Genomic DNA, 13,512 nt, shown 5'->3' with positions numbered 1-13,512 from the left:
GAGAATGGGGTGGGGTATGCGCTCGCGCGCGCTGTTTGCCGGGATTGGGGTTCTGCTTGCGGTGTTTGCCGCTGATGTCCTGGCCGCTGCGGAGGTTCGTGGCGTTAGGCTTTGGCGCGCCCCTGACAATACCCGGCTGGTGTTCGACCTGTCTGGCCCCGTGCAGCACAGCGTGTTCACGCTGGCAGCACCTAATCGCATCGTCATCGACATCAGCGGCGCCCAGCTGGCCACCAAGTTGGAGCAACTGTCGCTGAGCAATACACCCATCACCAGCGTGCGCTCCGCCCAGCGCAGCCCCACCGAGCTGCGTGTGGTGATAGACGTATCCGCCGCCGTCGTACCCAAGAGCTTCTCCCTGGCGCCGAACCAGCAGTACGGCAACCGCCTGGTAGTGGACCTGTTCGACCAGGAAGCCGCTGCCAATGAAGCGTCCACACCCCAGGTCGCCGTAGCGCCAAGTACGCCGCAGCCGCCGGTGTCACCGACCCAGCCCGCCACCAACAAGCTGCCGCCGGTACCCGGTGGCAACCGCGACATCATCATCGCCATCGACGCCGGCCACGGCGGCGAGGACCCGGGTGCCCTCGGGCCCAAGGGGCAGCATGAGAAGGACGTGACCCTGGCCATCGCCAAGGAGTTGCAGCGCCAGATCAACCAGGAGAAGGGCTTCCGGGCCGAGCTGGTGCGGACCGGCGACTACTTCATCCCGCTGCGCAAGCGCACCGAGATCGCCCGCAAGAAGGGCGCGGACCTGTTCGTTTCCATTCATGCCGACGCCGCCCCCAGCCGCAGCGCCTTCGGTGCCTCGGTGTTCGCCCTGTCGGACCGTGGCGCCACTTCGGAGACCGCCCGCTGGCTGGCCGACAACGAAAACCGTTCCGACCTGATCGGCGGCGTCGGCAGCGTCAGCCTGGACGACAAGGACCGCATGCTCGCAGGGGTGCTGCTGGACCTGTCGATGACCGCGTCGCTGTCCTCCAGCCTCAACGTCGGGCAGAAGGTGCTGACCAACATCAGCCGCGTCACGCCGCTGCACAAGCGCCGCGTCGAACAGGCCGGCTTCATGGTGCTGAAGTCCCCGGACATCCCGTCGATCCTGGTGGAAACCGGCTTCATCTCCAACCACAACGAATCGCAGAAGCTGGCCAGTGCCGGTCACCAGCAGGCCCTGGCGCGCTCCATCCAGGGCGGGATCAAGCAGTTCTTCCAGCAGAACCCGCCGCCTGGCACCTACATCGCCTCTCAGCGTGACCAGGGCAAGATCGCCGCCGGCCCGCGTGAGCATCTGGTCACCTCCGGCGAAAGCCTCGCGTTGATCGCCCAGCGCTACCAGGTCAGCCTCGCGGCCCTGCGCAGCGCCAACGGCCTGAAAAGCGACAACATCAAGGTCGGCCAGACCCTGGACATTCCCGCCACTGCCCTGGCTGCCCAGCCATGAGTGAGCTGCGCCGCATCCAGCTATTGAGCCCACGCCTGGCGAACCAGATCGCCGCCGGCGAGGTGGTCGAGCGCCCGGCCTCGGTGATCAAGGAACTGCTGGAGAACAGCCTCGACGCGGGCGCCCGGCGCATCGACGTGGAGGTCGAGCAGGGCGGCATCAAGCTGCTGCGGGTACGCGACGACGGCGGCGGCATTCCGGCCGATGATCTGCCGCTGGCCCTGGCACGCCACGCCACCAGCAAGATCCGCGACCTCGAAGACCTCGAGCGGGTGATGAGCTTGGGCTTCCGTGGTGAAGCGCTGGCGTCCATCAGCTCCGTGGCGCGGTTGACCATGACCTCGCGCACCGCCGATGCCGAACAGGCCTGGCAGGTGGAGACCGAAGGGCGTGACATGGAAGCCCGTGTGCAGCCTGCGGCGCACCCGGTGGGCACCTCGGTGGAAGTGCGCGACCTGTTCTTCAATACCCCGGCGCGGCGCAAGTTCCTGCGTGCCGAGAAGACCGAGTTCGACCATCTGCAGGAAGTGATCCGGCGGCTGGCTCTGGCTCGCTTCGATGTCGCCTTCCACCTGCGGCACAACAACAAGACGGTCTTCGCCCTGCACGAAGCGAAGGACGAGATCACCCGCGCGCGGCGCGTGGCCAGCGTATGCGGCCCGGCCTTCCTCGAACAGGCGTTGCCGATCGAGGTGGAGCGCAACGGTTTGCACCTGTGGGGCTGGGTCGGCCTGCCGACCTTCTCCCGCAGCCAGGCGGACCTGCAGTACTTCTACGTGAATGGCCGCATGGTGCGCGACAAGCTGGTGGTGCACGCGGTGCGCCAGGCTTACCGCGATGTGCTCTACAACGGTCGTCACCCGACCTTCGTGCTGTTCCTGGAAGTGGACCCGGCCGTGGTGGACGTCAACGTGCACCCGACCAAGCATGAAGTGCGCTTCCGTGAAAGCCGCATGGTCCATGACTTCCTCTACGGCACGTTGCACCGTGCGCTGGGCGAGGTGCGGCCTGAAGATCACCTGTCTGCACCCGCGGCTGTGGGCGGGATGGTCCGTGCCACCGGGGCCGAGGCGGGTGAATTCGGCCCCCAGGGTGAAATGAGCCTGGCCGCGACCGTTCTGGAACAGCCGGTCAGCCAGCCTGCCTGGACGCCATCGTTCGGTGGCGCAGGGGCCGGCTACCAGGCGCCACGACCCTCACCGGTGCTGGGCACCGCCGAGGCCCAGGGCGCCTACCGTGAATATTTCGCGCCCATGACGGGCCAGCCCGCTGCCGCATTGCCGGACAGCCAGGGCGACATCCCACCGCTGGGCTATGCCCTGGCGCAGCTCAAGGGCATCTACATCCTCGCCGAGAACGCCCAGGGGCTGGTGCTGGTGGACATGCACGCGGCCCATGAGCGCATCACCTACGAGCGCCTGAAGGTCGCCATGGCCAGCGAAGGGCTCAAGGGGCAGCCGTTGCTGGTGCCCGAATCGCTGGCCGTGAGCCAGCGTGAGGCCGACTGTGCCGAGGAGCATGGCAACTGGTTCCAGCGCCTGGGCTTCGAGCTGCAGCGTCTTGGGCCTGAAACCCTGGCCATCCGCCAGACGCCCGCATTGCTCAAGCAGGCCGAAGCGACCCAGCTGGTGCGCGACGTGCTCTCCGATCTGCTGGAGTACGGCACCAGTGACCGCATCCAGGCTCACCTGAACGAGCTGCTGGGCACCATGGCTTGTCACGGCGCCGTGCGGGCCAATCGCCGCCTTACCCAGCCCGAAATGAACGGCCTGCTGCGCGACATGGAACACACCGAGCGCAGCGGCCAGTGCAACCATGGCCGCCCCACCTGGACGCAGCTGGGCATGGATGACCTGGACAAGCTCTTCCTGCGTGGCCGCTGAGATGGGGCAGCCCCTGCCACCGGCCATCTTCCTGATGGGGCCCACTGCCGCCGGCAAGACCGACCTTGCCCTGGGCCTGGCGCGCCACCTGCCTTGCGAGCTCATCAGCGTCGACTCGGCGCTGGTCTATCGCGGCATGGACATCGGTACGGCCAAGCCCGAGAAGGCCATTCTTGAGGCATTTCCCCATCGTTTGATCGATATCCGCGACCCGGCGCAGAGCTACTCTGCCGCCGAGTTCCGCAGCGATGCGCTGGCCGCCATGGCCGAGATCACCGCCAAGGGGCGTATCCCCCTGCTGGTCGGCGGCACCATGCTCTATTACAAGGCGCTGCTGGAAGGCCTGGCGGACATGCCCAGTGCCGACCCGGCCGTGCGCGCGGAGCTGGAGGCGCGCGCCGAGCGTGAGGGTTGGGAAGCGTTGCATCGCGAGTTGGCGGAGGTGGACCCGGAGTCCGCCGCGCGCATCCACCCGAACGACCCCCAGCGGCTTACCCGCGCCCTGGAGGTGTACCAGGTGAGTGGGATGACGATGACCGCACATCGTCAGCGACAGGCGTTGCAAAATCCCGACTCGGGCCCCTCTGGCCGGGGGCAATTGCCTTATACTGTGGCCCACTTGGCGATCGCTCCGACGCAGCGCCAGGTGTTGCACGCGCGAATCGCGCAACGATTTCGTCTGATGCTGGAACAGGGCTTTGTCGAAGAGGTCGAAGCTCTGCGCGAAAGACGTGACTTGCACGCCGGACTGCCGTCTATAAGAGCTGTCGGTTATCGCCAGGTATGGGAATACCTGGACGGCGACCTGACCCGGGCCGAAATGGAAGAGCGAGGCATCATTGCAACGCGCCAATTGGCCAAGCGGCAGTTCACCTGGTTACGTAGTTGGGCTGATATACATTGGCTGGACAGCCTGGCTTGCGACAATCTGCCGCGCACCTTGAAATACCTGGCGTCGGTCTCCATATTGGGCTGAGACCTCACCAGTTACCGTCTATCCTTGGGGGTAGGGCGGCCTAACTTTCTCGTCATTTGACAACTAAATCGATTTATATCCCTACAGGAGTGCGGCATATGTCAAAAGGGCATTCGCTACAAGACCCTTACCTGAATACCTTGCGTAAGGAACGCGTACCGGTTTCCATCTATCTGGTTAACGGCATCAAGCTGCAAGGCCAGATCGAATCCTTCGACCAGTTCGTGATTTTGCTGAAGAACACTGTCAGCCAGATGGTCTACAAACACGCAATCTCCACCGTGGTACCGAGCCGCCCCGTGCGTCTGCCGAGTGCCACCGAGCAAGAAAACCCCGAGCCTGGTAACGCCTGATAGGAGTCTGCATTGTTTTTCGAACGCCCTGGTGGTGGTGAACGGGCCATCCTGGTTCATCTGGACGGCCAAAATCCCGAGGCGCGAGAAGACCCGCAGGAATTCCAGGAGCTGGCTCGGTCGGCTGGCGCCGACACGGCAGCATTCATTTCCGTGTCGCGCCACCAGCCGACGGCAAAGTATCTGATCGGCACTGGCAAGGTCGAAGAGCTGCATGACCTGGTCAAGGCCGAGCAGGTCGAACTGGTCATCTTCAACCACACCCTTTCGCCCAGTCAGGAACGCAACCTCGAGCGAGCGCTCGAATGCCGCGTTCTCGATCGCACCGGCCTGATCCTCGATATCTTCGCCCAGCGCGCCCGCACCCATGAGGGCAAGCTGCAGGTGGAGCTCGCCCAGCTCGAACACATGAGCACGCGGCTGATCCGTGGCTGGACCCACCTCGAGCGGCAGAAAGGTGGTATCGGCCTGCGTGGGCCGGGTGAAACCCAGCTCGAAACCGACCGCCGTCTGCTGCGTGTGCGCATACGCCAGATCAAGCAGCGTCTCGACAAGGTGCGCAGCCAGCGCGAACAGGCTCGCCGCGGGCGCAAGCGTGCCGATATCCCTTCCGTTTCCCTGGTTGGCTACACCAACGCCGGCAAGTCCACGCTGTTCAATGCCGTGACCTCGTCCGAGGTCTATGCTGCGGACCAGTTGTTCGCCACGCTCGACCCGACGTTGCGTCGCCTGGAGCTGAACGATTTCGGGCCCATCGTGCTGGCCGATACCGTGGGCTTCATCCGTCACCTGCCGCACAAGCTAGTCGAGGCCTTCCGGGCTACCCTTGAGGAGTCCAGCAACTCCGACCTGCTGCTGCACGTGATCGACGCCCATGAGCCTGAGCGCATGGCGCAGATCGAGCAGGTCATGGCGGTGCTGCATGAAATCGGTGCCGATGGCTTGCCGATGCTCGAGGTGTACAACAAGATCGACCTGCTCGATGGCATGGAGCCGCAGATCCAGCGGGACGCAGATGGCAAGCCTGAACGGGTCTGGCTGTCGGCGCGTGAGGGGCTCGGGCTCGATCTGCTCAAGCAGGCGATTGCCGAGTTGCTGGGGGATGATCTGTTCGTAGGTACCCTGAGGCTGCCGCAGAAGCTGGGCAGGCTCAGGGCTCAGTTCTTTTCCCTTGGCGCGGTGCAGAGCGAGCAGCACGATGAGGCGGGCGACTTCCTCCTGGCGCTGCGTGTGCCGCGTGTGGAGCTCAATCGTCTGGTCAGCCGTGAAGGCTGGAAGCCGCAGGAGTTCCTGGAGCAACACACTTTGCAATAAAGCCCGCGGGTGCGCTTTTTGCCGCGGGTGGCGGGCTTTCGGTAGCATTGGCGGGCGTGCCGTGGGTGCGTCTTTGCTTTATCAGTATGGAGAGCGCTATGGCTTGGAATGAGCCGGGTGGCAACTCGAACAATCAGGATCCCTGGGGTGGACGCCGTGGTGGCGATCGCAAGGGGCCGCCGGATCTGGACGAAGCCTTCCGCAAACTGCAGGACAGTCTCAATGGGCTGTTCGGCGGCAAGAAACGTGGTGGTGGCGAAAGCAGTGGCAAGGGCGGCGGCTTCGGCCTGGTCGGCATTGCCCTGTTCCTTCTCGCCATGGTCTGGCTCTACAGCGCCGTGTACGTGGTCGATGAGCAGGAGCAGGCCGTGGTGCTGCGCTTCGGCAAGTACTACGACACCGTCGGCCCGGGCCTGAACATCTATTTCCCGCCCATCGATCGCAAGTACCAGGAAAACGTCACCCGCGAGCGTGCCTATAGCAAGCAGGGTCAGATGCTCACCGAAGACGAAAACATCGTCGAGGTGCCGCTCACCGTCCAGTACAAGATCACTGACCTGCAGAAGTTCGTACTGAACGTCGACCAGCCTGAAGTCAGCCTGCAGCACGCCACCGAAAGCGCGCTGCGCCACGTGGTCGGCTCTACCGAGATGGACCAGGTCCTGACCGAGGGGCGCGAGCTGATGGCCAGCGAGATCAAGGAGCGCCTGCAGCGGTTCCTCGACACTTACGGCACCGGCATCACCGTCACCCAGGTGAACGTGCAGAGCGCAGCCGCCCCGCGTGAGGTGCAGGAAGCGTTCGACGACGTGATCCGCGCCCGTGAAGACGAGCAGCGTGCCAAGAACCAGGCCGAAGCCTACGCCAACGGCGTGATCCCCGAGGCCCGTGGCCAGGCGCAGCGCATCATCGAAGACGCCAACGGCTACCGCGATGAAGTCATCTCCCGTGCCAAGGGTGAGGCGGATCGCTTCACCAAGCTGGTGGCCGAGTACCGCAAGGCGCCGGAGGTCACGCGTCAGCGTCTGTACCTCGACACCATGCAGGAAGTCTTCAGCAACACCAGCAAGGTGCTGCTGACCGGCGACAAGGGGCAGAACAACCTGCTCTATCTGCCGCTGGACAAGATGATCGACAACCGTGGTGGCAGCGGCAGTGCCGTTCCCGGCGCAGCTGCCAGTGGCGCCGCCGATCTCGGGGCGCGCGTCACCACCGATCTGCAGCAGCGCGATCTGCGTTCTAGGGAGAGTCGCTGATGGGTAACAAATCGCTGATCGCCCTGATCGGAGCCGTTGTCCTCGCCCTGGTGGCCTGGAGCAGCTTCTACATAGTGGCGCAGACCGAGCGCGCGGTGCTCCTGCAGTTCGGTCGTATCGTCGAAGCCGACGTCAAGCCGGGTCTCCACGTGAAGATTCCGTACGTCAACCAGGTGCGCAAGTTCGACGCTCGCCTGCTGACTCTGGATTCCCCGACCCAGCGCTTCCTGACCCAGGAAAAGAAAGCGGTCATGGTGGATGCCTACGCCAAATGGCGCGTGGCGGATGCCGAGCGTTTCTACACCGCGACTTCCGGCCTCAAGCAGATCGCCGACGAGCGTTTGTCGCGCCGCCTGGAAGCAGGCCTGCGTGACCAGTTCGGCAAGCGCACCCTGCACGAAGTGGTATCCGGTGAGCGTGACGGCCTGATGGCTGACATCACACGCTCGCTGAACACCATGGCCAGCAAGGAGCTGGGCATCGAAGTGGTGGACGTTCGCGTCAAGGCCATCGACCTGCCCAAGGAAGTGAACCGCAGCGTGTTCGAGCGCATGAGCACCGAGCGTGAGCGTGAAGCCCGTGAGCACCGCGCCAAGGGCAGCGAGCTGGCCGAGGGTATCCGCGCGGATGCCGATCGTCAGCGCCGCGTGCTGCTGGCCGAGGCTTATCGCGAATCGGAAGAGGCTCGTGGTGATGGTGACGCCCAGGCGGCTGCCATCTACTCCAAGGCGTACAGCCAGGACCAGGAGTTCTATAGCTTCTATCGCAGCCTCAAGGCCTACCGCGAGAGCTTCTCGAGCAAGGGCGACGTGATGGTCCTGGACCCGAACAGCGAGTTCTTCCAGTTCCTCAACAAGGCCAAGTGATGGTCTTCCCCGGCGGACGGTCCTGTCCGCCGGGGTGACCCGCCGGGAAAACGTGGTATCATGCGTCAGCCGGGAAATCCCGGCTTTTTTGCGTCCGCGAGAATCATGTGGCAGGAAATCGGCATAGCGTTTTGTTTCGTGCTGGTGCTGGAAGGCATCCTGCCCTTCCTCTATCCGCGCCGTTGGCGCGCCGCGGTGCACGGGTTGGTAGGGTTGAAAGACCGCCAGCTCCGCCTCATGGGCCTCGTCAGCATGTTGCTGGGGACCGGCCTCCTGTATCTGCTTCACTGAAGGCTTGCCGCCCGGCTGAGAGGGGAATGGCGTAATGGCAACGGTAGATCGCTGGCTGCTGCCAGATGGAATCGAAGAAGTACTGCCGCCCGAAGCGGCGCGCATCGAAGCAGCCCGCCGCCAGGTACTGGACCTGTTCCAGCGCTGGGGCTACGACTTCGTGGTCACCCCGCACATCGAATATCTCGAGTCACTGTTGACCGGTGCCGGCCAGGATCTGGACCTGCGCACCTTCAAGGTGACCGACCCGCAATCCGGTCGCCTCATGGGCTTCCGCGCCGACATCACCCCGCAGGTGGCGCGTATCGACGCCCACACCCTGCGTCGTGAAGGTCCCAATCGCCTGTGCTATGCCGGCAGCGTGCTGCACGCCAAGCCGCGTGCACTTTCCACTTCCCGCAGCCCCATCCAGCTGGGTGCCGAGCTCTATGGCGACGCCAGCCCGGCCAGTGACGTCGAGGTCATCAGCCTGATGCTGGAGATGCTCGAGCTGGCGGCCGTGCCGGATGTGCACATGGACCTCGGCCACGTCGGTATCTACCGCGGCCTGGCCCGTGCCGCCGAGCTGTCGGGCGAAGTGGAGCAGCAACTGTTCGACGCCCTGCAGCGCAAGGCCGTGGACGAAGTGGCCGATCTGACCGCCGATCTACCCAGTGAACTGGCTTCCATGCTGCGCGCGCTCGCCGAGCTGTGTGGCGACCGCCAGGTGCTGGAGCTGGCCCAGGGCGTGCTGATGGATGCGCCGGATGAGGTGCATGTCGCCCTCGACGAGCTGATCGCCATCGCCGACGAGCTGGAACTCCGTTACCCCGAACTGCCTCTGTATTTCGACCTGGGCGAGTTGCGCGGCTACCACTACCACACGGGTGTGGTATTCGCTGCCTTCGTGCCGGGCGAGGGGCAGTCCATTGCTCAGGGCGGTCGCTATGACGATATCGGCGCCGACTTCGGTCGTGCCCGTCCGGCTACCGGCTTCTCCACCGACCTGAAGACCCTGGTCACCCTGGGGCGGATGGATCTTGACGAAATCCCGACTGGTATCTGGGCGCCCGACGTCCATGACGTCTACCTTTGGCAGGCTGTGAAACGGCTGCGCAGCGAAGGTCAGCGCGTGGTCCAGGCGTTGCCGGGGCAGGATGTAGATAGCGCGCAGGAGGTCGGCTGCGATCGCCAGCTGTCCCTGCGTGACGGGCGCTGGCAGGTTGCGCCCCTGGTTTCCTAAGGTTTTCCCGCCGGCCGTTGCCGGCATCGAGCTTCCGAAGAGGACAAGTGTTATGGGTAAGAATGTCGTGGTCCTGGGCACCCAGTGGGGTGATGAGGGCAAAGGCAAGATCGTCGACCTGTTGACCGACCAGGCAGCCGCTGTCGTGCGCTACCAGGGCGGCCACAATGCCGGTCACACGCTGGTGATCGACGGCGAGAAGACCGTGCTCCACCTGATCCCGTCCGGCATCCTGCGCGAGAACGTGCAGTGCATGATCGGCAACGGCGTGGTTGTCGCGCCGGATGCGCTGATGCGCGAGATCACCAAGCTGGAAGAGAAGGGCGTGCCGGTTCGCGAGCGCCTGCTCATCAGCCCTTCCTGCACCCTGATCCTGCCGTACCACGTCGCCCTCGACCAGGCGCGTGAGAAGGCCCGTGGCGATGCCAAGATCGGCACCACCGGCCGTGGTATCGGCCCGGCCTATGAAGACAAGGTCGCCCGTCGTGGCCTGCGCATCGGTGACCTGTTCCACCGCGAGCGCTTCGCCGCCAAGCTCGGCGAGCTGCTGGACTACCACAACTTCGTCCTGCAGAACTATTACAAAGAGCCGGCCGTCGACTTCCAGAAGACCCTCGATGAAGCCCTGGGCTACGCCGAAGTGCTGGAGCCGATGATCACCGACGTCGCCGCCCGCCTGCACGAACTGCGCAAGCAGGGCGCCTACATCATGTTCGAAGGCGCGCAAGGCTCGCTGCTGGACATCGACCACGGCACCTACCCCTTCGTCACCAGCTCCAACACCACCGCTGGCGGCACCGCCACCGGTTCCGGTTTCGGCCCGCTGTACCTGGACTACATCCTCGGTATCACCAAGGCCTACACCACTCGCGTGGGTTCGGGTCCGTTCCCCACCGAGCTGTTCGACGAGACCGGCGCCTTCCTGGCCAAGCGTGGCCATGAGTTCGGCTCCACCACCGGTCGCGCCCGTCGTTGCGGCTGGTTCGACGCCGTCATCCTGCGTCGCGCCATCGAGATCAACAGCATCTCCGGCCTGTGCCTGACCAAGCTGGACGTACTGGACGGTCTTGAAACCATCCGTATCTGCGTCGGCTACAAGGACCAGAACGGTGATGTGCTGGTCGATGCGCCGACCGACGCCGACAGCTACATCGGCCTGCAGCCGGTTTACGAAGACATGCCGGGCTGGAGCGAATCCACCGTTGGCGTGAAGTCGCTCGATGAGCTGCCGGCTGCTGCCCGCGCCTACATCAAGCGCATCGAGGAGCTGGTCGGTGCCCCCATCGACATCATCTCCACCGGCCCGGATCGCAACGAAACCATCGTCCTGCGCCACCCGTACGCCTGAGTCGACCGACTCGAAAAAGGGCCGCCTCGTGCGGCCCTTTTTCATGGGCGAAAGAAAATATTGCGGCACGGCCCTTGCTGGCGCTCTATAAATCCCTGAAGTCGCCGTTAAAGAAGAACGGTCGTAGAGGAGCATCGTCGTGTCCGCCATCCTTTCCCTGCTCAGAAGCCGCTTGCTGCGGCCTGTTTTCATCGCTCTCGGCGTCTCCCTGCTGGTGCAGGTGGTGGTGGCCGTTGCCCTGACTCGGGGCACGGTCGACTCGTTGGTCGAGGATCTCGGTCAGCGCCTGGGTGACGACACCCGCCGCCTGTCGGGTGAACTGGAGCAGGCTGGTCAGGAGGTTTCCGGCAGCCTTTCCAGTCTTTCCAGCAAGACCCGTGAGCGCCTCAGTGCCTCCCTGTCCGAGCGCCTCAAGGCGGAGCAGGGGCAATTGCGCTCCACGCTGGAAGAGAACCTCAAGGCGTCCGCCACTGATCTCGCCCAGTTGCTCGCCGCGGTCGCGCCACGCGCCATGTGGGACAACGACATACCCACGCTCTCCGAATTCGCCCGCCGCGCCCAGCGCAATCCCAACGTGCTCTTCGTGGTGTATGACGATGCCCAGGGTCAGCACCTGACGCGTTACCTCAACCGCGAAAACGCCGCGATCAAGGCCCTGCTGGCCAAGGGGCAGGGCGAGCGTGCGCTGGATAAGGTGCTCAACGCCGCCGCCAGCGACCCGTCCGTCTACATGGTCGAAGCCTCCATCAGCCCCAATGGCGTGGAGATCGGCAAGGTGCGCCTAGGGGTCTCCACGGCCACCATCGAAGACCAGTTGAAGGCGCTGGACTCACGCTTCAGTGCGCTGATCGCCAGCGGTGGTGAGCTGGTGGGGCAGAGTCTTTCCGGTGCGGCAACCGACAGCACGGCGGTGCTGACGGCGCGGCTCAAGTCCGCCCAGGAGGCCGCCAATGGCATGAGCACTGGTACCCAGAAGACGGTGGAAGGTGCCGCCAATGAGCTGCGCTGGCGCATCGGCCTGGCCCTGGTGCTGGTGGGGCTTGGTGTGCTGCTGGTGCTGGCGGTGGTGCTCGGCCATCGCGTGGTCAATCGCCTGCGCCTGCTGATCGCCGCATTGAATGACCTGGCCGCCGGTGAGGGCGACCTGACCCGCCGCGTGCGCTTGGACAGCACCGATGAGCTGGGCGAGATGGCTACGGCGGTGAACCGCTTCATCGACAAGCTGCAGCCCATCGTCCGCGAGGCCGGGGATGTGGCGGTGCGCACGGGCAGTGAAATCCGCTCCCTGTCCGAGCGCAGCCTGGCGGCCGCGGCGGCTGCCGAGCGCCAGCGCAATGAAGTCGCCGGCAGTCTCGATGCGCTGGCGCAGATGACGGCCGAGGCCCAGGGTGAAAGCCAGGCCATGCAAACGGCCTTGCAGCAGGTTGGCGAGATTCGCCAGGCGACCCAGGACAATGCCGCCATCGCCCGCAAGGTGGGTGGCCTGATCGAGACCCTGGAAGAGCGTGTGCAGAACGGTGCCGAAGTGATCGAGCGCCTGGCGCGGCAAAGCGAGCAGATCGAAGTGGTGCTCTCGGTCATCCACGGCATCGCCGAGCAGACCAACCTCCTGGCGTTGAACGCGGCGATCGAAGCGGCGCGGGCGGGGGAGAGTGGTCGCGGCTTCGCGGTGGTGGCCGACGAGGTGCGTGCGCTGGCCAGCAAGACCCAGCAATCCACCGGTGATATCCAGGCGCATATCGGTGCACTGCAGAAGGGCGCCAAGGAGGCGGTCGCGGCCATTGCCCAGGCGCGCGCCCGCGCAACCGAGGGGATCGATGCGCTGCGGGACAGCGAGCGCCTGCAGCAGAGCGTGCAGCAGGCGGTGGAGGAAGTGCACGAGGCGGTGAGGGCGGCGGCGCGAGCGGCCGAGCACCAGGCCGAAGGGGCGCATGCCGTGCGGGGGCGGGTCGATGTCATTCATTCCGAGGCGCGCCTGGCGGCGGACGCCGTGGCGGCAACCGTCAGCAGCGGGCGTGTGCTCGACGGGCTGGCGGCGCAACTGAAATCCAGCCTCGGCCAGTTCAAGGCCTGATGGCTGGATGCCAGAAAGCACAAAGCCGAGCAGAGCTCGGCTTTGTGTTGAAGAGTGGTGCCCAGGAGAAGACTCGAACTTCCACGGTGTTGCCACCGCTAGGACCTGAACCTAGTGCGTCTACCAATTCCGCCACCTGGGCACATTGCGATGATCGCTCATCGACTTTTTTGCTGCACTTGATCGACCAGGTCGACAGGGTGTGCTGCTACCCTTTGTACTGCAAACCAAGCCAAAGGCTCAGTCGCTTGAATAATGGTGCCCAGGAGAAGACTCGAACTTCCACGGTGTTGCCACCGCTAGGACCTGAACCTAGTGCGTCTACCAATTCCGCCACCTGGGCACTCACAACGTCTCAGCAACGCTGTGGGCGCGAACTATACGGTTCGACTTTTTGCTTGTAAACCCCTGACTGCAAAAAAAATTATTCTTGGATGAAAGCTGACCGCTGAACGGATTTCGCGCTTCAATAGACAGATGGCAAACAT

Annotated in this window: 11 protein-coding genes and 2 tRNA genes; 11 read left to right on the top strand and 2 right to left on the bottom strand. The window is 64.5% G+C overall.

What is annotated here, in order from left to right:
* Positions 1-4: 4 nt before the first annotated feature.
* The 11 genes from ACXI0U_RS20830 to ACXI0U_RS20780 all read left to right on the top strand — a co-directional run bounded on the left by ACXI0U_RS20830 (position 5) and on the right by ACXI0U_RS20780 (position 13,024).
* Positions 5-1,441 carry an N-acetylmuramoyl-L-alanine amidase gene (locus tag ACXI0U_RS20830; protein ID WP_184490534.1) on the top strand — a complete coding sequence of 479 codons (1,437 nt, stop codon included), beginning with the start codon at positions 5-7 and terminating at the stop codon, positions 1,439-1,441.
* Positions 1,438-3,324 carry a DNA mismatch repair endonuclease MutL gene (gene mutL, locus ACXI0U_RS20825; protein WP_431482793.1) on the top strand — a complete coding sequence of 629 codons (1,887 nt, stop codon included), beginning with the start codon at positions 1,438-1,440 and terminating at the stop codon, positions 3,322-3,324. Before ACXI0U_RS20830 ends, mutL begins: the two co-directional genes overlap by 4 nt.
* Before the next feature lies 1 nt (position 3,325).
* The gene (gene miaA, locus ACXI0U_RS20820) at positions 3,326-4,300 is read left to right on the top strand and encodes a tRNA (adenosine(37)-N6)-dimethylallyltransferase MiaA (protein ID WP_431483526.1); all 975 of its coding nucleotides are present in this window, start codon (positions 3,326-3,328) and stop codon (positions 4,298-4,300) included.
* 98 nt (positions 4,301-4,398) lie between these two features.
* On the top strand, positions 4,399-4,653 hold the full coding sequence (gene hfq, locus ACXI0U_RS20815; protein WP_031287790.1) for an RNA chaperone Hfq: 255 nt from the start codon (positions 4,399-4,401) through the stop codon (positions 4,651-4,653).
* A 12-nt stretch (positions 4,654-4,665) separates the two neighbouring features.
* Positions 4,666-5,967: a ribosome rescue GTPase HflX gene (gene hflX, locus ACXI0U_RS20810; RefSeq protein ID WP_021219741.1), complete on the top strand. Its 1,302-nt coding sequence runs from the start codon at positions 4,666-4,668 to the stop codon at positions 5,965-5,967.
* Between the two features lie 98 nt (positions 5,968-6,065).
* Entirely contained in the window at positions 6,066-7,223 is a 1,158-nt protein-coding gene (gene hflK / locus ACXI0U_RS20805) for an FtsH protease activity modulator HflK (protein WP_431482792.1), read from the top strand.
* Entirely contained in the window at positions 7,223-8,089 is an 867-nt protein-coding gene (gene hflC / locus ACXI0U_RS20800; protein ID WP_021219739.1) for a protease modulator HflC, read from the top strand. Before hflK ends, hflC begins: the two co-directional genes overlap by 1 nt.
* 105 nt (positions 8,090-8,194) lie before the next feature.
* Positions 8,195-8,380: a DUF2065 domain-containing protein gene (locus tag ACXI0U_RS20795; RefSeq protein ID WP_374981958.1), complete on the top strand. Its 186-nt coding sequence runs from the start codon at positions 8,195-8,197 to the stop codon at positions 8,378-8,380.
* Positions 8,381-8,414: 34 nt separating this feature from the next.
* Positions 8,415-9,602, top strand: a complete 1,188-nt coding sequence (locus ACXI0U_RS20790) for an ATP phosphoribosyltransferase regulatory subunit (RefSeq protein ID WP_021219737.1) — start codon at positions 8,415-8,417, stop codon at positions 9,600-9,602.
* 52 nt (positions 9,603-9,654) lie between these two features.
* Positions 9,655-10,950: an adenylosuccinate synthase gene (locus ACXI0U_RS20785; protein ID WP_184490532.1), complete on the top strand. Its 1,296-nt coding sequence runs from the start codon at positions 9,655-9,657 to the stop codon at positions 10,948-10,950.
* Positions 10,951-11,089: 139 nt separating this feature from the next.
* The gene (locus ACXI0U_RS20780; protein WP_263403763.1) at positions 11,090-13,024 is read left to right on the top strand and encodes a methyl-accepting chemotaxis protein; all 1,935 of its coding nucleotides are present in this window, start codon (positions 11,090-11,092) and stop codon (positions 13,022-13,024) included.
* Positions 13,025-13,079: 55 nt separating this feature from the next.
* Here ACXI0U_RS20780 and ACXI0U_RS20775 read toward each other — a convergent pair.
* A tRNA-Leu gene (locus tag ACXI0U_RS20775) sits at positions 13,080-13,166 on the bottom strand.
* Positions 13,167-13,280: 114 nt separating this feature from the next.
* Positions 13,281-13,367 (bottom strand) — tRNA-Leu (locus ACXI0U_RS20770).
* Between the last annotated feature and the right edge of the window lie 145 nt (positions 13,368-13,512).

It is taken from the genome of Pseudomonas sp. C9D1 (assembly GCF_056491235.1).
Note: the sequence above shows the minus strand (reverse complement) of the source record. Positions and strands in the feature narration are given on the sequence as shown.